Origin of the sequence: Rhodococcus sp. NyZ502 (assembly GCF_041464245.1) — a bacterium.
Taxonomy (GTDB): domain Bacteria; phylum Actinomycetota; class Actinomycetes; order Mycobacteriales; family Mycobacteriaceae; genus Rhodococcus_F; species Rhodococcus_F qingshengii.
Genome location: NZ_CP167155.1, coordinates 1,108,445 through 1,129,525, shown reverse-complemented (window position 1 = coordinate 1,129,525; position 21,081 = coordinate 1,108,445). Strand labels below are relative to the sequence as shown.

Below are 21,081 nucleotides of genomic sequence, written 5' to 3'. Positions count from 1 at the left end.
GTGATTGCAGCACAGCACCGGTCAAGCCATCAGCCTCGAACGTATGCCCAGGTAGCCACCCGAGCAAGGTCACGCGGCCAAGGCCTCCTGTTCAACTCCCCTTCAACATCGCTTCCATCTGAGTGATTTCCGCCTGCTGACCGGCAATGATCGCTTCTGCCATCTTCTCCGCCGACGGGTCGAGCCCGTTGTCGAGTTCGGTCTGGGACATGGTGATGGCACCCTTGTGGTGCTCGATCATCATCGTCAGCCACAACTTGTCGAACTCCGCGCCACTGGCATCGGTGAGGGCGGTCATGTCGTCGGCCGACATCATTCCCGGCATCTCGGCCATCCCGACGCCGTGTCCCGCGTGCGCCGACTCATCCATGCCCTCCATCGAACTCGACGAAGGCTCGGGGCGTCCCCACTCCGTCAACAATTCGGTCATCTGAGCCATCTCCGGGCCTTGCGCTGCCTCTATCTGCGCTGCAAGAGAGAGAAGTTCGGCATTGTCGGTTCGACCGTCGACCATTCTGGCCATGTCCAATGCCTGCGCGTGATGCGGGTACATTCCTTCGAGAAACTCGATGTCGGCGGCATTGACACCCGCAGGAATCTCCGACTGTGCTGCGACGCTGGTTGTTTCGGAAGAATGGTTGATGCTCTCCCCGGAGTTGTCCGAGCATCCGGCAATCAACAGTGCTGCCGCTGCCACAACCGGAACGAACCGCGCGGCGCTCTTCCTGACCGTCAAAGACATGTTTTCACTCCCGAGAATTGATTCTGTTCGATATGCACTGCACCACAATTGATTTGACAAGAGTGCTGCACATGCACAGTTGCCACGTTACCGGCGAAAATCCACCGCGAAGCCCGATAACCGGCTCGAACAGGCTTCCTTCATCGAATCTTCACAGTCGAGTGGAAACCACCACGCGACAGCAATGCAGACACGCAGTCGACTAACCTCGGTCTGATGAGCGCCGAACTACGACCTGGCGAGGAACCGGGGCGCGTTCTTGTCGTCGACGACGAGACTGCCCTCGCCAAGGTTGTCGCCAACTATCTGACACGCGAAGGATTCACCGTGCGCCTCGCCCACGACGGGCCGAGCGCAGTACGTTCGGTGCGCGAATTCGAGCCCGCGCTGATAGTGCTCGATCTGATGCTCCCGGGCTTCGACGGCATGGAAGTCTGCCGACGAATCCGTACCTTCTCCGATGCGTACATCCTGATGCTGTCCGCCCGCGGTGAAGAGTCGGACAAGGTGACGGGTCTGGCGGCCGGCGCTGACGACTACGTGGTCAAACCCTTCGGCCCCCGCGAACTGGTTGCGCGAGTGAAAGCACTGCTCAGACGGCCACGCGCGTCGAGTTTGCTGCCAAAAGTGCTGCCGACGCCTCCCGGACTCGACATCGACGTCGTGGCCCGCACGGTCCGTGTCGACGACACCCTGGTCGATCTCACTCCCACCGAGTTCACCCTGTTGTCCGCGCTTGCGTCCCGACCCGACGCTGCCTGGAGTCGGGCCGAGATCATCACCTCGGTGTGGGGCTCGTCCTGGTTCGGGGACCAGCACATCGTCGACGTCCATGTGCGTGCATTACGCCGCAAACTCGGCGACGACGCGACCGATCCTCGGTTCATCAGAACCGTCAGGGGCGTCGGATACTCCCTGAGGTCGTCATGAACGCGGTCGTCATGAACGGGGTCGTCATGAAGAAACTCGGGCTACGCGGAAAACTGCTGCTGGCGCAGCTTGTCGTCCTGTTCGTCTCCTGCCTCGCCATCGCCGCAGTCGCCATTGCCGTCGCTGCCCCGCTCTTTCACAACCACCTCATGATGGCCGGCATCGAAGACTCGAATGTCCGTACCCACACCGAAGAGGCATTCGCTCAGACCATGACCATTGCACTGTTGTGCGGGATCGCGGTCGCACTGGTGGGCGCAAGCATCGCCGCGGTCTACATCGTCCGACGCATCACGGCCCCGATCTCAACGCTGGCGGAGGCGGCTCAAAGCGTCGCAGACGGGAACTTCGACGTGACTATCGGCAGGTCCGACGTAGATGCCGATTTCACGCGTCTCGAAACTGCCTTTGCCGACATGGCGGCACGCCTTGATCATTCGGATCGGGTCCGCAAACGCCTGCTTGCCGATCTTGCCCACGAATTACGCACTCCGGTATCGACTTTGGCTGCGTACGTCGACGGCATCGAGGATGGCGTCCTCCCCACGGACAACTCTTCATGGTTGGTCATGCGCGATCAACTCGAAAGACTGCGTCGGCTCTCTTGCGATCTGGCGGACGTCTCCGCGGCCGACGAACACGCTCTCGAACTCGATCGCCGAGACGAGAAGATCGACGACATCGTTTGCAGCGCAACGGCAGCAGCGGCGCCACGTTTCGCCGAGCGTGGAGTCGAATTGACGACCGCTCTGTCTCCTCAACCGATCACGGCCGAGGTCGATCGCCAACGAATCGAACAGATCCTCGCCAATCTGCTCGAAAACGCGTTGCGGCACACTCCGAGCGGAGGTTCGGTGACGGTGACACTCGCACGGGAAGGTGACCACCTCTCGGTGTCCGTCACCGACACCGGTGACGGAATTCCCGCAGACCAACTCGAATCAGTCTTCGACCGTTTCCATCGCGGTGATCGATCCGACGGTTCCGGTTTGGGGCTCACGATTGCGCGCAGCCTCGCGCTCGCACACGGCGGCGATCTGTCGGCGCTCCGAAACGAGCAACCTCTCGGCAGCACGCTGATCCTCACCTTGCCGACAGGTTTCAGGCTGCCGCTTTGAACGGATCGTGCTCGGCGATCAGCTTCTCGAGTCGAGCCTCGTCCACTCGAACCCTGACTGTGGATGCCTCCTGCTGATCACGAATCACCTTGGCCAACGTGAACGTACTGGTGACCAAGAACAGCAAGGACATTCCGAGAAATCCGCGTTGCCACGCATCGATCGGAAGATACGCAATTCCGAGGAGGGTGCCGACAAAACTGACGGCAAAGGCTATTCCGGCCTGAAGATAGAAGGCTGCAGTGGTCTTCGAGGGTGTTGTCGGTGTGCTCATGCTTCGAAGTCTGCTCGCCCATCCCGGCACTCGGATGCGTAGTCCTACTCGAGTGCGCACGGTACTTCCCCGGCAAAAATCAGATGCCGTTACCCATCCTGGTGGATAGTCTCGGTCCGGTATCCGGAGTTGTTCCAGAACAGTCAGACGGCAGGAGTGATCGATGACCCGCAGACATATAGCCATGGTGAGCATTCCGGCACCGGGCCACGTCAATCCGAGCCTGGCGATCATCGCGCGTCTCGTCGCCGCCGGTCACCGCGTCACCTATGCCAACGACGAGTCGATGCGTGAGATCATCGAGGCGACCGGGGCCGAATTCGCACCGTACGTCTCCACGCTGCCCAGCCTCGTCCCTTCTCCCGACGGCGCCGAACCCGAGAAGAGCTGGGACGGGGATCTGATCGATCAGTTGACGATTTTCCAGGACGATTACGAGTCGATGCTGCCGCAGCTACGCCGAATCTACGAAGACGATCGCCCTGACCTCTTTCTCTACGACATCGCCGGCATTCCGGCACGAATACTGGCTCAGCAGTGGGGCGTTCCCATCATCCAGTTGTCGCCGACGTACGTTGCCTGGGACGGTTACGAAGCCGACGCCGCACCGATGTACGACGAAATTCGTTCCGATCCGAGAGGCGTCGACCTGCTCGATCGGGAGACCCGGTTCTTCCGCGCCGAAGGCGTCGAGGTCGATCCACGTGAGTTCACCGGACGCCCACCCCGTGCAATCGTGCTGATCGCAGAATCGATGCAGCCCAACGCCGATCGCGTGAACTGCGACGTCTACACGTTCGTCGGCCCCGCACTCGAACCGAGCAGTCAACCTTGGGTGAACCCGGATCCCGAACGCAAGCTCTTGTTGATCTCGCTGGGTTCAGCATTCACCGATCATCCGGATTTCTACCGCACCTGCGTCGAGGCTTTCGGCCAGATGGACGGCTGGCACGTCGTCCTTCAGATCGGAAAGCAGGTGCAGATCTCAGATCTCGGACCATTGCCCGACAACGTCGAAATACACCGTTGGGTACCGCAGTTCGCGATTCTGCAGCAGGCCGACGCGTTCGTGACCCACGCGGGTATGGGCGGATCCAGCGAGGGACTGGTGACCGGGACACCCATGATCGCAGTGCCGCAAGCCGTCGATCAGTTCGGCAACGCCGACTCGCTCGTCGACGCCGGTGTCGCAGTACGCGTCGACAGCGCTACCGTCACGGCAGTAGAGCTTCGTGAGGCGCTGACTCTGGTGAGCGCCGACGAGTTCCGCCGACGCAGCACGGAGTTGGCAGAAGAACTCGCAGCGGCGGGCGGTGTGTCCCGTGCCGTCGAATTGATCGAAGCCGCTCTACCCGGCAGCGGGCCCAGATAATGTCTGCTACCAGTGCCAGGCGTCGCCGCCCACGTTCTTGATGGTTCGCTGCAGCACAGTGATGGTGGTGACAAACTCCTCTTCGGTGATTCCCTGCATCCGCTCTTCCTGCAGCATCTGCTGTACCCGCGCGGCGCGATCGAACTGCTCGGAGCCCGCACCAGTCAGGCGAAGGACAGACCCGTCTTCGCGCGCCCACCCCAGTTCGAGGGCAGAGTCGACGGCGTCATCGATCACGTCGGTGGATTCGTTCGGACCGATCGTCCGCAAGAGGACAGCACGCTCCACCCCTTCAGGGTGCAGCGAAAGTTGGTGCAGGACCCACCACCCCGGCTGGGTGACGCCGATCGCTTCGAGTGCTCCGCGCGTGCGCGTGCGAATCGCTTCACCGGCTCGCGCGGTCCAGAATCCGATCGGCTGGTTGGCCGGTGGCTGCATCGCTTGTTTGTTCATGCACACGACGATAAAACCTCAACGGAAGTTCAGGTCAACCACCAGTGAGGTGAAGTTCTACATATGTTGCGTGATTGCTCGGCCGATAATGCGGGCGGCGTCGGGGAACTCACCCGGGTTCGGTCCGGCGTAGTTGAGCCGCAAGAACTTTCCAGTCGGTTCTGCCGGGAACCAATCGTCACCGGCCCCGACGATGACGCCGGCCGACCGGCAGTCCTGCACCACGCGTTCGACGTTCGTGGTGTCCGGGAGCCGAAGCCAGAGGTTGAGTCCGCCTTTCGGTACGGCATCGAGGTGAGCGTCCGGCGCGTGCTCGCGCAGACTCGAGACGAGGAGGTCGCGTCTGGCCTCGAGTTGGTGACGAAGCCTGCGCAAGTGCGTTCGCCAGGCCGGTTGGGTCACGACGTCGAGCGCTACCGCTTGCAGCATCCCGCTGACGTACATCGAATCTGCCTGTGTATCAGCCAGAATCCGCTCGTACGCCGGACCCCGAGCGATCAATCCGGCAACTCGCACCGATGGGGACACGCTCTTGGTCAGCGCACGAAGGTAGACGACGTGACCGCTGTCGTCTCGTGCAGCGATGGGGCTGGGATCTGCGGTGATTCCGAAGTCGAGCGCCGAACTGTCCTCGATGAGGAATGCGCCGTGCCGACGGACGGTGTCGAGAACCTTGTCAGCCAACGACGGCGACCACAGCGCTCCCGTCGGACTCGCGAAGCTCGGTTGTGCGTAGAACGCACGGGCACCGGTCTGTTCGAATGCACGCGAAAGCTCTTCAGGATCAGGACCGTTGGCGCCGCTGGAAATCGGAATGACCGTGACTCCAGCCTGCGCGGCGGCCAGGATCGCTCCCCAGTAGGTCGGCGATTCCATGAGCAACGGACGCCCCTCCCCCACCAACGCGCGAAAGGACGTCGCAAGCCCACCCTGACTGCCGGGAAGTACAACCACGTCGTTCGGCCCCGGCGGAGTGATCCCGGCAGGAGTGGCGGAACCCAATTCGGAGGCAAACCAGGACTGCAGTTCCGGAAGCCCGGCAGCGAGGGGCCGATTGAACACGGCGTCGGTTCGCGTCGCCCTGGTGAAGGCTGCACGAACCAGACCTTCCGGCAACAGCTCTCGGGCCGGATAGCCGGAATGCAGCGCGATCACGTCGTTGGAGGTGGACTGCAGCGCCATGGGCAGCTGCAGACGATAGTTCGGCGATCCAAGCGCCGCTGTCTGCCACCCGTAGTCGTTGGGTCGCACGACGCGCGCCGCGCGCACGAAGGTCCCCACACCGGGACGAGCCTCCACAACCCCCTGAGATACCAGTGTTCGCAGCGCCTTCTGCACGGTGACCGGACTCGCCCCGTGCAGGCTGACGAGCGACCGAGTGGACGGAAGCTTCGCGCCTGGAGGAGCCGTCGCGATCCACTCACGCAAGGCTGCGACAATCCTCGAACTGCTATCATTGGACATGTCGAATCATAGTAGCGCTACTCCTCTTTCGCCGCTAGCGCTATCGCGAATCAATGTCCGTTTCCAGACCGAACCCTGAGGCGCCCTTCTCATCTGAAACACAACTCGCCCACCCGAACCGGAGAGGTACGTAACCGCGTGAACACACCCATCGATCAGGCCCGCAAGCTCGAGAATGTCAGGTACGACATCAGAGGGCGAATTCTCGACAAGACCGAAGAACTCGAGGATCAGGGACACACGATCCTGCGACTCAACGTCGGCAATCCGGCCCCCTTCGGGTTCGAAGCTCCGGACGAAATCATGATGGCCATGATCCGCAATCTCCCTACCGCGCAGGGATATTGCGATTCTCGCGGACTGTATTCGGCGCGCACTGCGGTGGTCCAGTACTACCAGACGCGGGGTATCACCGACGTCACCGTCGACGAGATCTATCTCGGAAACGGTGTGTCCGAACTGATCACCCTGACGATGCAGGCCCTCTGCAATCCAGAGGACGAGATCCTGATTCCCGCTCCCGACTATCCCTTGTGGACGGCTTCGGTTTCACTTGCCGGCGGCACGCCCGTCCACTACCTCACCGATGAAAGCCAAGGCTGGGCACCGGACTTCGACGATCTGGAAGCTCGGATCACGCCGCGCACCCGAGGGATTGTCGTCATCAATCCCAACAATCCGACGGGCGCCGTCTACTCGACGGAGGTGCTGCAACGCTTCGTGGATCTAGCGCGCAAACACGATCTGATGCTCTTCGCCGACGAGATCTACGAAAAGATCGTCTACGACGGCCGATCCATGACAAACCTTGCGACGATGACCGGGCGAGACGTTCTGTGTCTGACGTATTCGGGACTGTCCAAGGCCTACCGCGTGTGCGGATTCCGAGCCGGATGGCTGGCCATCACCGGACCACTCGAGCGGGCGTCGAGCTTCATCGAAGGCATCAAATTGCTGGCCAACATGCGAATGTGTGCCAACGTGCCGGCGCAGCACGCTATCCAGACTGCACTCGGCGGACGTCAGTCCATCGAGGACCTGTTGCTTCCACAAGGTCGGCTGACGGCCCAGCGCGATCTCGCACACACCACGCTCAACAGCATCGACGGGATCAGTTGCCAACAGGCCGACGGGGCGCTGTACCTGTTCCCCAAGCTCGACGTCGACAAGTTCGGCATCGTCGACGACGAGAGGTTCGTTCTCGATCTACTGGAATCGGAGAAGATTCTTGTCAGCCACGGTCGCGCGTTCAATTGGATCGAACCCGATCACTTCCGGTTGGTGACTCTCCCCAACACCGACGATCTCTCGACGGCACTCGAGCGACTCGGCAACTTCCTCAGTTCCTACAGCCAGTAGCCCTGGGTACCGGGCCCACATACGACTGAACGCCGACCGGATTTCCGGTCGGCGTTCAGTGGTGAAAATCAGCAGGCGATCAGGCAGTGACGATCGCGTCGAGGGCCGAGTAGAACAAGCCCAATCCGTCGTCACTGGGACCGGTGAGAGCCTCGGTGGCGTGCTCGGGGTGCGGCATCAAACCGACGACCCGGCCGTTGGCCGAGGAGATGCCGGCGATACGACGCTGCGAGCCGTTGGGGTTCTCCTCCGAGTAACGGAAGACGACGCGGCCTTCGCCCTCGAGTTCGTCGAGAACCTTCTCGGACGCCTGGAAGCGACCTTCACCCGACTTGAGGGGGATGAGGATCTGCGCGCCGGCCTCGTATCGCGAGGACCACGCCGTGTTGTTGGCTTCGACCGTCAACCACTCGTCGCGGCAGATGAAGTGCAGACCCTGGTTACGGGTCAGAGCACCGGGCAGCAATCCTGCTTCGCAGAGGATCTGGAAACCGTTGCAGATGCCCAGGACCGGCATGCCGCCCTTGGCTGCTTCCACAACCTTGCCCATCGCGGGAGCAAAACGTGCGATCGCGCCGCAACGAAGGTAATCGCCGTACGAGAATCCGCCGGGAACGATGACCGCGTCGACACCCTTGAGGTCTGCATCGCCGTGCCAGAGTTCGACAGCTTCACCGCCGGCCAGGTTCACTGCCCGCGCCGCGTCGATGTCGTCGAGCGTGCCGGGGAAAGTGATTACTCCGATACGTGCGCTCATGCCTCGACTCGCCTGACGGTCCAATCCTCGATCACCGTGTTGGCCAGCAGGCCTTCGGCGATCTTCTCGAGTTCGGCGTCTTCGACACTGCCGTCGATCTCCAACTCGAACCGCTTGCCCTGACGGACATCGGATACTCCTGCAAAGCCCAGGCGAGACAGTGCCCCGACAATTGCCTGTCCCTGGGGGTCGAGAATCTCGGCCTTGGGCATGACTTCGACGACGACACGGGCCACGTGCTGCTCCTCGGTACTAGTGCGCGAACCCGGAGTGAAACGCTCGGGTGATGGCCAGTTTACCGGGCGGACCCGAGATGGTTCGCATCGAGTGATCGGGGCGTGACGGCGACCACCTGTGAAACCCGCCTGCGAGTCCCTTCGCGGCGGCGCATACTCGAAATCATGCGACTGACACATTTTGGCCATTCCTGTGTGCTCGTGGAGTTGAACGGCTCGAAGATCCTCTTCGATCCCGGCAACTTCTCGCACGGATTCGAAGGCATCACCGGCCTCGACGCCATCCTCGTGACACATCAACACCCCGATCACGCCGACCCTGCGCGGCTGCCCGAACTGGCCGAAGCGAATCCCGACGCCGTGCTCTACAGCGATCCGCAGACGGCTGAAAAGCTCGGTGGGCGCTGGACCGGCGTCCGGCCGGGCGACCGGTTCAGCATCGGCGACGTCGAGGTGACCGGAACGGGCGGAGAGCACGCAATCATCCATCCGGACCTACCGATGATCGACAACACCGCGTTCCTCCTCGGTGACGCCACCAACCCGGCACGGTTCATGCATCCCGGCGATTCCCTCTACGTCCCCGAACAGAAGGTCGACGTTCTCGCCCTCCCCGCCGCCGCACCGTGGCTCAAGATCTCGGAGGCCATCGACTACCTCCGCGCGGTGGCGCCGCGCGTTGCGGTTCCCATTCATCAAGCGATCATCCGCGACGAGGCCGCAGGCATCTTCTACGGTCGCTACTCGGAAATGGCTGCCGACGGCACCGAGTTCCGAGTTCTCGACGAGGAGTCGAGCGTCGAAGTCGCCTGATTCGGTTCTCACGCACTCACATCGACGATGATCCAGCCGGTGCTCGTGCCACCGGCTGCGTCGGTGAGTGTGTAGAGAATCCTGTCGGTGCCTGCCTTCGTTCCGGCTTCGAACACCACTTCGCCGTTTTCGAGCTTCACGGTGCCACCGAGAAGTGACGTCGCCCCGACGCCGGTCACTGTGATCGAATCTCCGTTGCTGTCATGATCATTCGCGACGGCGTCGACGGTGACTGTGCCGCCTGAGCGGACCCGCGCGGTGTCGAGTGCGGCGTACGGCGGGATCGGGCTTGCCGTGTACCGACCGACGTCGTCGAGTCGAGCCGAGGCAACCTCCGCCGCATCGACGATGGCAGCGAATTCGGTGCCGTCGAAGCGCGAGAGGTCGTTACCGTTCATGATGGTCGATCCCTCGGCGCCGCCGCCGTGGTAGTCGTCGGCATAGAAGTTGTGGCCCAACTCGTGGCGGAGAACGCGGCTGAAGTTGCCGTCGGACTCGGCACCGACATGCGCGTAGCTGTGGTCGAGTTCGAACTTCGAGTAGTAGGCATTTCCGCCACCGGATGCGCACACGACGGTCGCCTGATCGACACTCGACCCGACCTGATCGGACCACAGATCTTCCAACTGCTCGAGATTTTCACAACTGCTCGAGTACGGATCGCCGGCGGAATCTGCCCGCAGGACAACTCGACCGAGGACCGGCCGAATCCCGACGTCTCTGATCCAGATGGCAGCGGTGCGGGCCATTGATTCCTCGGCCCGATCCAGAGCGACGGCGGCACTGCCTGCGCCGTGCGCGGAGTACCACTCGCCACTGAGGTCCAGTCCGACCACGAACTGCTTGACCGTCTTGCCGACCCTTGCGGCCGAGGCCGGCGCAATGGCCGCGGTGGGCCACTTGGGTTTTGCGTCGATCGGCGCCGTGCTGCGACCGACCACCTCGGATCCGACGAACTCTATCGAAACACCACGATCGAAAATCACCTGCCCGCGCAGTGTTCCGGCGGAGTCGACGATGGCCGAGACGATTGCGTCCGGACGCCCTTCTACGCTGCCGATGTACGAACGGGGCGCCGGGATCACCGCGTCGGTCAGCTCTCCGTCGCTGTCTTGCACAGCCATCGAGAACTCGGATCCCCGCAGGTTCATCTTGTGAAGGCGCAGTGTGAGTTGCTCACCTTCATCGTCGACGGTTGCGGTGCGGACGCCATCGCTCGATCCGCTCGATCCGCTCGACCCGCCGTCGACACTGCCCGTCGGCAGCATGTGAACCGCGCCGGTCGGAGCGGCAGACGCGAGCGCCGGAACGAACGCAGCACAGACGACTGCGCCCACAGCCACGGCGACAAGACCCTCGGCCGACTTGGAGAACACTCTCGTGCGCATGGCGAGATCCCGATCCCATCTACTAGCGGCAGATTAACTGCACGCACTCTAGCAGTGGGAGAGCTGGCTGACCCAGCGCTCTAATTAATCGTCCGTTTTATGCGATTTTGACCCACTCTGCACTACTACCAGCAAGGAAGTGGAGAAACGCGACGAGTCTGCCCGCTCGGACAACCCGGACAGACGACATAGTCTCGTAGCTATCAAATAGTTGCCAACTGCCGAATTCAGGCAGCGCCGAGCTCCTGAGACGGGGAGTTCCACCGATACACCTGCGAGTCGGCTTCGTGGAAGAGGGCAAGGTCGACGGCGTCGAGGACGGCCTGACGTGGGCCCTCGTTTCCCAACTGCTTGGCCGTGATCGACAATCTGACCAGTCCCCCACGTTTGGCGGCACGCCCGGCTCCGAGAACCAATGCGCGACACCACCACGGCTCGGCCTTGAAGCCTTCGCCGATCCCGAAAACCCTTCCCCGTTGCAAGGTTCCGCGGGTCAGATCATGTACTGCCCCGAGGCCTGCCATCGTGCGAAAGCCCGTCTCCGGCAACACCGACATGGCACCGGGCGATGCCACCCAGCGCGGCGGTGCGAACACCCGGGTCCGAAGGCCTGCATGCTCGAGAACGCGGTCCGCAGCGAGTAGTCGCAGTTTCGCTTCGTGCTTCGACAGAGTGGCGAACTCGGCTCGGCGACGCTTGGTCGCGGCCTGGTCGTAGCCGTGCAGAACGATGGCATCGCCGTGCTCGCGACGCTCACGCAGCCAAGCCGTCGTCACCGCGTCGTCGGCCAGTCGGTATTTGTCCTTCAGTCGCGGCGCCACCAGGAGCGACAAGCGGACACCTCGAGTGTCCATCTCGTCTGCGAATCCGGCAGCGAGATAACATGTCTCGTCTCTGATTCCGGATACCGACACGATCAGTTCTGCGGACATACTCCGATAGTGGCAGCTGTGGGTGAACAGCACACTGCCGCCGGATGATCATCCGGCGGCAGTTTTCAGCGCACCTACTGGTTCTTGGAAACCTCTAGTTCTTGGGAAGCGCAGCTTCGATCGCGGCGACAACCTCGGGTGCGTCAGGCTCGGTCCGCGGACGGAAGCGGTTGACGACGGTGCCGTCCGGTCCGATCAGGAACTTCTCGAAGTTCCACTGAATGTCTCCCGCAGCGCCTTCGGCGTCGGCCGCCTTGGTGAGCTCGGCGTACAGCGGATGCTGGTTTTCGCCGTTCACCTCGATCTTCTCGAGAAGCGGGAACGTGACGCCGTAGGTAGTGGAGCAGAACGTCTCGATCTCTTCGGCGGTACCCGGTTCCTGCCCCATGAACTGGTTGCACGGGATACCGATCACGGTCAGACCGCGATCGGCGTACTCGCTGGCCAGCTTCTCGAGCGCCGAGTACTGCGGGGTCAGTCCACACTTGGACGCGACGTTGACCACGAGGACGGCGCGGCCGTCGTATTCACCCAAAGAGGTGGGCACGCCACCGAGGGTGTTGATCGCGATGTTCTGTACTGGAGTTGTCATAGGCTCCAACTTAGCGACTCTCTCACGCACTGCTCCTTCGCGCACTGCTAATTCGACGCTCCGAGAATGCGATCGAGGTCGTCCAGAACGGTGAGGCCGCCGAGCGGTCCGACGCCGGTGATCCAGTAGGACATGTCCACCAGATGCGGGTTCGGGAAGAATCCGGCGTTGTCGGCCACGGCCTTCGGCATCGTGCCGGCATCGGCCGGTTTCGCGGAGGTGACCAGGATGAGGTCGGCGTTGGCTCCGGAGACGAATTCCGGGGAGAGGTCCACCGAGATCGAGTTCTCCCAGTCGCGTGCGGGAATCGTGAGTCCAGCACATTCGAGAGTGCTTCCGGCAAACGACGTGGGTCCGTACAGCGTCAGAACGTCGTCGCGTGGGCGGATCAGCTGAGCGGTCTTGCCCTCGGTGCTGTGCTTGCTCGCCACTTCCTCGCAGCGTGCCGTGTAGTCACCGAGCAGTTCACCTGCCTGATCGGTCTTGTTCAACGCCTCTGCGACGAACTGGACGTTGTCCTGCCACGGATCGGTCTGAGTTGCCATGTAGACGGTCGGTGCGATGGCAGCGAGCTGCTCGTACAGATCACCGTGCCGCGATTCCGTTCCGATGATCAGGTCCGGGCTCAGTGCGACGATCTTCTCGAGGTTCGGTGCCGCGACGGTTCCGACCATCTCGATCTCCGCCGCCTTCTCACCGAGGTACGCCGGAACGCCGGTCGTCTCGCTGAGTACCGCGGTGCCCACGGGAATCACGCCCAGCGCTACCGACGTGTCGAGCTGAACCGGCTCGAGCACGACAACTCGCTGCGGATCCGTCGGTACGTCGGTAGTTCCGCGGGCGTGGGTGACCGCGTGCACGGTGTCGGCAGACTGACTGCCGGTATCCGTCTTGTCGTCACTGCCACACGCCGTTGTCGTTGCCACTATGGCGGCGAGGACAAAACCACCCAGCATGTACTTCGTCCGCGAGTTACTGCGTTTCATTCACAAACTCCTGTTACCGACTGCTTCCGACCGTCACAGCCACGTGCATTCACCGCGGCTGAGCAAAGGATTCACCATCCAATAGTCTGGTGAGCCTAACCTACGAGACTGGAGCCTCATCATGTCTTCCCTCCCCTGCCACAGCGACGGTGTCCTGGGGAAAGGATCTATGCAGTGCCTTTCGGAATTTGTCGCCAATCCGCAAACCAGTCGACGCCCTCACGCCTGTACACGGCAGTCGTCGACCGCCGGCGAACCTATGGTCGGTCGCGCCGGAATGACACATCTGTGGGTATTGATCGAGCATCCCGGCCCCTGGCCGGCGTCCGCCCCTGACGACGTTCTCCCCGTCGCGCTCACCGAAAAGATCTACGCAGCGCAGGGCCGTATCCGTGTCGTGGTGATCCGGCGGACCCGCAACCGCCGGGTGCTCACCCCGACGTGTGTACTCGCCTGGACGGACGGCACACGCCAATGGATGCGGGAAGGGGCGGTCGACCGATACGAGGACCTGTCGGTACTGCCGTTCGAATCGATGGCCACCGGAGCGGAACCCGACTTCGGCCGCTCCCGCACGGAACCGCTCTTCGCAGTCTGCACGCATGGAAAGAAGGATGCGTGCTGCGCGGAACTCGGCCGCCCGGTCGTTTCGGCGCTGAACGCGGCACAGATCGCAGATGTGTGGGAATGCAGTCACATCGGCGGAGATCGTTTCGCGGCCAACATGATTGCGTGGCCTGCCGCAGTCTATTTCAGCCGACTGGACGGCAACTCCGCAATCGATGCTGCCGAGAAATACCTAGCCGGAGAATTGGAGCTGCTGCACCTGCGCGGCCGGGCGGCACTGTCACAGGCCGCTCAGGCAGCCGAACATGCTGTCCGACGCGCCACCGACATCGTCGCCACGGACGCACTCGAGAGCATCAGCGAGAGTGTCGACGGAGAACACACGACTGTCGATCTTCGGTTGGAGGGGAGAGACTTTCGCGTCGTCGTTCGCTCCGGTCCTCCAGGGCTGCCGTTCCGACATGATTGTGGTGCCGGAGGGACCGTCGAATGGAGCGGATGGACCGTCGAGCACGTTCACGAGCAACCCCACTGACCACTCGATTTCGACAAGAGTGCCCGGCAGGCCATCGAACCGAGATTTGCGCGGACTGACAACACTTCGAATCAGGTCGCGATGAAGGATCGACGCCCCTGGTGTTTACAGCTTGCATTCTTCCCATGACCACCGCACTGACGCCGAATGCCGTACCCCGGTCTGCTGATCCGATCAAAAGTGAGGTCGACTACGAAACACTGGCAGAGAAATTCCGTCCGATCTTCGCGGACATCGCACAAGGCGTCGTCGAACGCGAACGCGATCACGTACTTCCCTTCCAACAGATCGACGCACTCAAGAATGCAGGCTTCGGCGCCGTTCGGGTGCCGACAACACACGGTGGATCCGGTGCGAGCATCCCGCAATTGATCCGCTTACTAGTCGAGCTGTCGAGCGCCGATTCCAATATCACCCAGGCCCTGCGCGGACATTTCGCATTTGTCGAAGACCGACTGGTCGCCGACCCAGGCCCGGAGCGTGACATCTGGCTCCGACGCTTTGCGGAGGGACAGTTAGTCGGCAACGCGTGGACCGAAATCGGCGACGTTGCATTGGGCGAAGCCAACACCAAGGTCTCGCCCGCACCCGATGCCGACCATTTCCTGGCGAACGGGGCAAAGTTCTACAGCACGGGTTCCATCTTCGCCGACTGGATCGACCTGTACTCGCAGCGCACCGACACCGGCGCATTCGTGATCGCGGCGGTCGAGGCGAGACAACCCGGTGTCACACACAGTGACGATTGGAACGGGTTCGGCCAGCAGACGACTGGCTCCGGTTCGTCCGTATACGAGAACGCAATTGTACAGCCGGAGAACATCTTCGACTTCTCGACACGATTCAAATACCAGACCGCGTTCTACCAATTGTTCCACCTCGCCACTCTCGCCGGCATCGCCAAGGCTGCTACGATGGAGATCTCTCGTCGAGTTGCCTCTCGTACTCGAACCTTCAGTCACGGCAACGCTCCGAGATACGCGCAGGATTCGCAGATCCAGCAAGTTGTCGGCGAGGTGTCCTCTGCTGCCTTTGCAGCCGAGGCCGTTGCACTGCACGCAGCACAGTCGTCCCAATGGGCTTACGAAGCCGCATTCTCCGGCTCGCCGGAGGAAGAGAAGGCCGCCAACATCGCAGCCGAAATCGATTCGGGGCGAGGGCAAGTCGCCTCGATCGGACTCGTCGTGCCGGCCACGGCCAAGATCTTCGACGCACTCGGTGCTTCCGGAGTCAGCCGCGACCTCGATCTCGATCGATTCTGGCGCAACGCCCGCACCGTCGCCAGCCACAATCCGGTCGTCTTCAAATCCAAAGTTGTCGGCGACTACGAAATCAACGGAACCGAACCGATTTACGTGTGGGCCATCGGGACCGCACCGACCGAAAAGGATGAACAGGCATGACCGTGACCAGTGAAACCGAAGTCTTCGTCGGCGTTCCCGACACATCCGAGGGCTGGATCGACCGGGCTCGCGAGGTGAGCAACATCCTTGCCGCCGACGCACTCGCCCGCGACCGAGCCGGCGAACCACCGTTCCGAGAAGTTCAGCTGCTCAAGGACAGTGGTCTTGTGACGCTCCTGGGCCCGGTCGAGTTCGGCGGCGGCGGGCAGCGATGGGAGACCGCCTACAAGGTGGTTCGGGAGATCGCCCGCGCCGACGGCTCCATCGGACAACTGCTCGGATACCACTATCTGTGGGCATGGGCAGCCAGATTGGTCGGAACCGATCCGCAGATCTCCGCTGTCGAGGAGCTGTACACGAGCAACCGATTCTTCTTCGGCGGCGCGGTCAACCCTCGAGACACCGACCTCACCGTCGCGGACCGCGGAGACACCCTGGTGTTCAACGGTGTCAAGTCGTTTTCCACCGGCGGCCGAGTCACCGACCTCACGGTGCTCGAAGGAATCATCGACGGAACTGCGACGCATGTGTTCGCAATCGTGCCGACTGCTCAGGACGGCATAGTCTTCCGCGGTGATTGGGACAATCTCGGACAGCGCCTCACCGATTCCGGCAGTGTCGAGATCAACGACGTCGAGGTCGACTGGGCAAGTGCGGCAGGCTTTGTCGACAAGGAATTCCAACCTCTGGTCTACAACACCCTGAACTTCCCCGCGATCGAGATCGTGTTCGCGAACTTCTACCTCGGGATCGCCCGTGGCGCACTGGACACTGCGGCCGAGTACACCCGAACCCGTACGCGTCCATGGCCGTACGGCGGTGACAACCGCGAAATCGCAACCGACGAGTGGTACCTCCGTGAGGGCTATGGCGACTTGCAATCGAAGCTGTGGGCAGCGGAGGCCTTCGTGGATCAGGTCAGCCGTGAGGCCGACGCAGTGCTCCACGACGCTCGCGAAAACCTCACCGAGCAGGCTCGCGGCGACCTCGCCGTACGCATTGCGGCCGCAAAACTTCGCGCCGCCGACGTCTCCTTGGAGATCAGCAACAAGATCTTCGAACTGACCGGTGCCCGAGCCACGTCCAACGACGTCGGCCTGGACATCTACTGGCGCAACATTCGGACGCATACCCTTCACGATCCGCTCGCGTACAAACGCCGTGAAGTCGGTAGTCGTTTTCTGACCGGCGAGATTCCCGAACCGACCTGGTACACATAGCAGCCACGAACAGAAAGAGACCGTCGCACGGTTGGTGCGGCGGTCTCTTTCATCGTTACGACCAGGATCACTGATCGTAGATCGGGTTCCGCGCCTGCAGCGCAGTCAAACGTTCAGCAGAGCGGACGGATCTAGTGATGGCTCACGAACGACTGTTTGGTGCCGGTCGGAGCCGTTTCGAGCTTGTGCTGCTCTTCTTCGTCCTCGTCGTCGAGCATCGTGGCTTCGTTGAACGGAATCTTCCCGTCGAGTACCTCGACGACGCGTTCCTTGTCGATCGTCTTGGTCCAGGCGCCGACCAGGAGAGTCGCAACCGCATTGCCCGAGAAGTTGGTGATCGCTCGCGCTTCCGACATGAAGCGGTCGATTCCGACGATGAGTCCGACGCCGTCGAGAAGCTCGGGGCGATGGCTCTGCAGTCCGCCTGCCAGCGTGGCCAGACCGGCGCCGCTGACTCCGGCAGCGCCCTTGGAGGCGATGATCATGAACACCAGCAGCGAGAGCTGTTCACCGAAACCGAGTGGCTGTCCCATGGCGTCGGCGATGAAGATCGAGGCCATCGTCAGGTAGATCGCGGTGCCGTCGAGATTGAACGAGTAGCCCGTGGGAACGACGATGCCCACCGTGGTGCGCTCGACGCCTACGTGCTCCATCTTGGCGATCAGACGCGGCAGTGCCGATTCGGAGGACGACGTGGCGAAGATGAGCAGGTACTCACGGGCCAAGTACTTGACCAGCTTGAAGATGTTGAATCCGGTGACGGCGCGCAGCAGCGTTCCGAGAACACCGAAGACGAAGATCAGGCAGGTCAGGTAGAAGCCGATCATCAGGGTGCCGAGCTGGACGACGGCGTTCAAACCGGTCTGGCCGACGACGCTGGCGATGGCACCGAAAGCACCGATCGGGGCGAGCCAGAGGATCATCGTCAGGATCTTGAACACGAGCTTCTGGATGTATCCGACGGCCTTGAGGATCGGTTCACCCGACTTGCCGAGCGACTGGATCGCGAAGCCGACCAGAAGGGCGACGAACAGAGTCTGCAGCACGCTGCCGGCTGTGAGGGAGGACAGCATCGACGTCGGAATGATGGACGCGATGAAGTCCCAGGTACCGCCCGCGCTGTGGGCCTGATCTGCAAGCTTGGCCACGGAGGCCGCATTGGGCGTGATGTTCAGGCCGCTGCCGGGGTTGAGCAGGTTGCCGACGCCCAGGCCGATCGCGAGTGCGATGGTGGACATCCCGATGAAGTAGGCGAGTGCGAGGCCGCCGACCTTGCCGACCTTGGCCGCCGCTCGAACCGAGCCGATGCCGAGCACGATGGTGCAGAAGATGACCGGGCTGATCATCATCTTGATCAGGCTGACGAACAACGTGCCGAGTACACCGACGGACTTACCGAACTCGGGTGCGAGCCAACCGACGAGGATGCCGCCGATGACCGCGACGATGACGCTCATGTAGAGCCAATGCGTCTTGTCGCGCTTTGCCTTGGTGCCCTCGGGCTGTGGGGAACCGTCTACTGTCCCTGTTGCCGTGCTGCTCATGGGGTGTCCTTTGGATCGGATATCTGTGAAGTGATCGGGATCACTTCGAGTCGTGGAGAATTCTTGTTGCAAACAGGTGGGCCCGGAAGTTTGTGTTCATTACGTTCAGGAGGCGCTCGATGGTCGAACGAAAGACCGGCCGACGTATGAGCGTCGCCAGGCAGATCCTGCTCCTGCAATTGGCGTTGTTGGCGCTGGTCATCGGTGTGGGGGCCGCGCTCGCAGTTGTCGACGAACGCCGAGACAGCGACGACGCGATCCGCAGGCAGGTGAGCTCGATAGCGCAGACTCTCGCCCTGTCGGATTCGACGGCGGCAGCCCTGACGAGTCCGGACCCGACCGCGATTCTGCAACCACAGACCGAGAAGATCCGACAGGCAACCGGCGTCGATTTCATCGTGGTGATGGCGCCTGATCGCACTCGGTTCACCCACACGAGCCCGGAGCTGATCGGTCAACTCTTCACCGGGAACATCGACCGCGCACTTGCCGGCGTGACCTTCACAGAGACGTACGCCGGGTCGCTGGGGCCGTCGATCCGCGCAGTCACTCCTGTTTACGATTCCGGCGGAACCCTGGTCGGTCTGGTTTCTGCCGGTGTCACCCGCGAGCAGATCAGCAAGCAGTTCGCCCAAAGTGTTCCGGTCATCCTGTTCGTTGCCGGCGGCGGTCTTCTTGCCGCCCTCCTGAGTTCACTTCTGGTGAGTCGGCGTATCCGGCGACAGACCCTGGGGATGGCGCCGGATGAACTGCGCACCATGTACGAACACCACGACGCCGTCCTGCACAGCATCGGTGAGGGTCTGGTGGTGATCGGGCGAGGCCGAAGCAGAGATGCGCGAGTGGATATCGTCAACGACGAAGCGCGTCGCCTCCTCGATCTACCGGACGGGCCCGTGCCACTTTCGTCCATCCCCGAGACCATGCGAGTCGACGACGCCTCTCCCGCGAAGGATCAAGTGCACCTCACCGACAAGCGTGTGCTGGTGGTCAACCAACACCCGGTTGAGTGGGAGGGCAACAGAATTGGCACCGTGCTGACAATTCGCGATCACACCGAATTGCAGAACGTACTCGGGGAATTGGATTCGGTACGGAGTTTTGCCGAGTCGCTTCGATCGCAAGCCCACGAGAGTGCAAATCGTCTTCACACGATCATCACGATGGTCGAGTTGGGCCGGAACGAAGACGCAGTGGCCTTCGCCACCAATGAATTGCGAGTGTCCCAACAGTTGATAGATCGTCTGATGAATGCGGTCCACGAGCCGGCGCTCGCCGCACTGCTGCTCGGGAAAATGAGTGAAGCGGCCGAACGCGGGGTCGACCTGACCATCACCGAAGACACCGCGCTCGGTCCGGTTCCTTCGCTCAATGCACGCGAGTTGGTCACGCTGGTCGGCAATCTCGTGGACAATGCTATTGACGCATCGCGCGCGAGCGAGTCTCCGTGGGTGGAAGTGACGGTAATGGAAGAGGATTCGATGATGGTTGTTGCCGTCGCCGACAGCGGCCCGGGAATGACACCCGAAGCACTCGAAAAGGCCAAGGGCCGTGGCTACTCCACAAAATCCGGCTCTCGCGGACTCGGTCTCGCACTGGTCTCTCAAGTTGTGAAACGGCACGGCGGCACGCTCACCAGCGAGCCGGCGATGGGCTCCATGCTGGTTGTCCGTATCCCGCTGCGCGAGGTGGAAGCACCGCGATGATCCGTGTGCTGATAGTCGACGACGAACCGTTGATCGCCCAGGCGCACCGTTCGTACGTCGAGCGTGTGCCGGAATTCGTGGTCCACGGCGTGGTTCATTCCGGGAACGCCGCCGTGCGTGCAGTTACGGCGGCCAACGCCACCGACCAGCCCATCGACCTGGTCCTGCTCGACATCGGGTTGCCCGACGCCAGCGGTCTCGACGTGGCTTCCGCCCTGGGCGGTTTGCGGCCCAGTCCGGACATCATCGCGGTTACCTCGGCGCGCGATCTGGAGGTGGTCCGAAGCGCCGTGGCTCGCGGGATCGTCCTCTATCTTCTCAAGCCGTTCACTTTCGCAGCATTCCGCGACAAGCTCGAGCGCTACCTCGAATATCGTGCAGCGCTTCCCGCTGGAGAGTCTGCGGTCAGTCAACACGACATCGACCGCGCGATGTCTGCGCTACGAACGTCCGACGATCGAGCAGCGGCACCGAAAGGCTTTGCGTCTCAAACACTCGGACTCGTCGCAGCGTCTGTCCGTGATTCTGAGGGACCCGTGACCGCTGCAGAGGTGGCAGCATCGGTCGGCGTGTCCCGGGTGACAGCCTGGCGCTACCTGGAAAAGCTGGCAGACGACGGCATGCTCACCCGGGAGACCGAGTACGGGCGCGCTGGGCGCCCTCAAGTTCGTTACCGCAGAACCTGATTGA

At 62.1% G+C, this 21,081-nt stretch carries 21 protein-coding genes; 10 read left to right on the top strand and 11 right to left on the bottom strand.

The window, feature by feature from the left end; translation table 11 throughout:
• Positions 1–91 precede the first annotated feature (91 nt).
• A complete protein-coding gene (locus ACBG85_RS05230; RefSeq protein WP_054188009.1) occupies positions 92–742 on the bottom strand; it encodes a DUF305 domain-containing protein in 651 nt (216 codons plus the stop codon).
• A 216-nt stretch (positions 743–958) separates the two neighbouring features.
• On the opposite strand from ACBG85_RS05230, the gene ACBG85_RS05225 reads away from it, so the two are divergent.
• Together ACBG85_RS05225 and ACBG85_RS05220 are read left to right on the top strand one after the other, a co-directional pair.
• Positions 959–1,672 carry a response regulator transcription factor gene (locus ACBG85_RS05225; RefSeq protein ID WP_162114322.1) on the top strand — a complete coding sequence of 238 codons (714 nt, stop codon included), beginning with the start codon at positions 959–961 and terminating at the stop codon, positions 1,670–1,672.
• Complete coding sequence (locus ACBG85_RS05220) at positions 1,669–2,790, top strand: cell wall metabolism sensor histidine kinase WalK (protein ID WP_082654874.1); 1,122 nt, start codon at positions 1,669–1,671, stop codon at positions 2,788–2,790. Before ACBG85_RS05225 ends, ACBG85_RS05220 begins: the two co-directional genes overlap by 4 nt.
• Here ACBG85_RS05220 and ACBG85_RS05215 read toward each other — a convergent pair.
• A complete protein-coding gene (locus tag ACBG85_RS05215) occupies positions 2,774–3,064 on the bottom strand; it encodes a YiaA/YiaB family inner membrane protein (RefSeq protein ID WP_003945505.1) in 291 nt (96 codons plus the stop codon). The two genes, ACBG85_RS05220 and ACBG85_RS05215, sit on opposite strands and share 17 nt — an antisense overlap.
• A 163-nt stretch (positions 3,065–3,227) precedes the next feature.
• On the opposite strand from ACBG85_RS05215, the gene ACBG85_RS05210 reads away from it, so the two are divergent.
• On the top strand, positions 3,228–4,436 hold the full coding sequence (locus ACBG85_RS05210; RefSeq protein ID WP_209448364.1) for a macrolide family glycosyltransferase: 1,209 nt from the start codon (positions 3,228–3,230) through the stop codon (positions 4,434–4,436).
• A 6-nt stretch (positions 4,437–4,442) separates the two neighbouring features.
• Here the strand turns inward: ACBG85_RS05210 and ACBG85_RS05205 are convergent, their stop codons facing one another.
• Positions 4,443–4,889, bottom strand: coding sequence for a hypothetical protein (locus ACBG85_RS05205; protein WP_116057186.1), 447 nt, complete (start codon positions 4,887–4,889; stop codon positions 4,443–4,445).
• 57 nt (positions 4,890–4,946) lie between these two features.
• Complete coding sequence (locus tag ACBG85_RS05200; RefSeq protein ID WP_042452643.1) at positions 4,947–6,353, bottom strand: PLP-dependent aminotransferase family protein; 1,407 nt, start codon at positions 6,351–6,353, stop codon at positions 4,947–4,949.
• Between the two features lie 138 nt (positions 6,354–6,491).
• Between ACBG85_RS05200 and ACBG85_RS05195 the strand changes: the two genes are divergently transcribed.
• Positions 6,492–7,712: a pyridoxal phosphate-dependent aminotransferase gene (locus ACBG85_RS05195; protein ID WP_003945423.1), complete on the top strand. Its 1,221-nt coding sequence runs from the start codon at positions 6,492–6,494 to the stop codon at positions 7,710–7,712.
• A 79-nt stretch (positions 7,713–7,791) separates the two neighbouring features.
• Here the strand turns inward: ACBG85_RS05195 and purQ are convergent, their stop codons facing one another.
• Positions 7,792–8,469 (bottom strand): phosphoribosylformylglycinamidine synthase subunit PurQ, encoded by a 678-nt coding sequence (purQ, locus tag ACBG85_RS05190; RefSeq protein ID WP_003945887.1) that lies wholly within the window; start codon positions 8,467–8,469, stop codon positions 7,792–7,794.
• A complete protein-coding gene (purS, locus tag ACBG85_RS05185; protein WP_003945817.1) occupies positions 8,466–8,705 on the bottom strand; it encodes a phosphoribosylformylglycinamidine synthase subunit PurS in 240 nt (79 codons plus the stop codon). Before purS ends, purQ begins: the two co-directional genes overlap by 4 nt.
• A gap of 165 nt (positions 8,706–8,870) precedes the next feature.
• On the opposite strand from purS, the gene ACBG85_RS05180 reads away from it, so the two are divergent.
• A complete protein-coding gene (locus ACBG85_RS05180; protein WP_007734446.1) occupies positions 8,871–9,518 on the top strand; it encodes an MBL fold metallo-hydrolase in 648 nt (215 codons plus the stop codon).
• A gap of 8 nt (positions 9,519–9,526) precedes the next feature.
• Here the strand turns inward: ACBG85_RS05180 and ACBG85_RS05175 are convergent, their stop codons facing one another.
• The 4 genes from ACBG85_RS05175 to ACBG85_RS05160 form a co-directional block, all read right to left on the bottom strand.
• Entirely contained in the window at positions 9,527–10,906 is a 1,380-nt protein-coding gene (locus tag ACBG85_RS05175) for an Ig-like domain-containing protein (RefSeq protein ID WP_209448363.1), read from the bottom strand.
• Between the two features lie 227 nt (positions 10,907–11,133).
• The gene (locus ACBG85_RS05170) at positions 11,134–11,838 is read right to left on the bottom strand and encodes a DUF2334 domain-containing protein (protein ID WP_007734443.1); all 705 of its coding nucleotides are present in this window, start codon (positions 11,836–11,838) and stop codon (positions 11,134–11,136) included.
• Positions 11,839–11,932: 94 nt separating this feature from the next.
• The gene (locus ACBG85_RS05165) at positions 11,933–12,430 is read right to left on the bottom strand and encodes a glutathione peroxidase (protein WP_003945816.1); all 498 of its coding nucleotides are present in this window, start codon (positions 12,428–12,430) and stop codon (positions 11,933–11,935) included.
• Between the two features lie 47 nt (positions 12,431–12,477).
• Positions 12,478–13,416, bottom strand: a complete 939-nt coding sequence (locus tag ACBG85_RS05160; RefSeq protein WP_042452648.1) for an ABC transporter substrate-binding protein — start codon at positions 13,414–13,416, stop codon at positions 12,478–12,480.
• Between the two features lie 277 nt (positions 13,417–13,693).
• On the opposite strand from ACBG85_RS05160, the gene ACBG85_RS05155 reads away from it, so the two are divergent.
• The 3 genes from ACBG85_RS05155 (at position 13,694) to ACBG85_RS05145 (ending at position 17,141) form a co-directional block, all read left to right on the top strand.
• The gene (locus tag ACBG85_RS05155) at positions 13,694–14,518 is read left to right on the top strand and encodes a sucrase ferredoxin (protein ID WP_232329985.1); all 825 of its coding nucleotides are present in this window, start codon (positions 13,694–13,696) and stop codon (positions 14,516–14,518) included.
• 125 nt (positions 14,519–14,643) lie between these two features.
• Positions 14,644–15,921: an acyl-CoA dehydrogenase family protein gene (locus ACBG85_RS05150; RefSeq protein ID WP_209448362.1), complete on the top strand. Its 1,278-nt coding sequence runs from the start codon at positions 14,644–14,646 to the stop codon at positions 15,919–15,921.
• Entirely contained in the window at positions 15,918–17,141 is a 1,224-nt protein-coding gene (locus tag ACBG85_RS05145) for an acyl-CoA dehydrogenase family protein (protein WP_054188015.1), read from the top strand. Before ACBG85_RS05150 ends, ACBG85_RS05145 begins: the two co-directional genes overlap by 4 nt.
• Before the next feature lie 131 nt (positions 17,142–17,272).
• Here the strand turns inward: ACBG85_RS05145 and ACBG85_RS05140 are convergent, their stop codons facing one another.
• A complete protein-coding gene (locus tag ACBG85_RS05140; protein ID WP_007734438.1) occupies positions 17,273–18,685 on the bottom strand; it encodes a C4-dicarboxylate transporter DctA in 1,413 nt (470 codons plus the stop codon).
• A 119-nt stretch (positions 18,686–18,804) separates the two neighbouring features.
• Between ACBG85_RS05140 and ACBG85_RS05135 the strand changes: the two genes are divergently transcribed.
• Positions 18,805–20,391: a sensor histidine kinase gene (locus tag ACBG85_RS05135; RefSeq protein WP_064688544.1), complete on the top strand. Its 1,587-nt coding sequence runs from the start codon at positions 18,805–18,807 to the stop codon at positions 20,389–20,391.
• Positions 20,388–21,077, top strand: coding sequence for a response regulator (locus ACBG85_RS05130; RefSeq protein ID WP_003945570.1), 690 nt, complete (start codon positions 20,388–20,390; stop codon positions 21,075–21,077). Before ACBG85_RS05135 ends, ACBG85_RS05130 begins: the two co-directional genes overlap by 4 nt.
• The last annotated feature ends 4 nt before the right edge of the window (positions 21,078–21,081 follow it).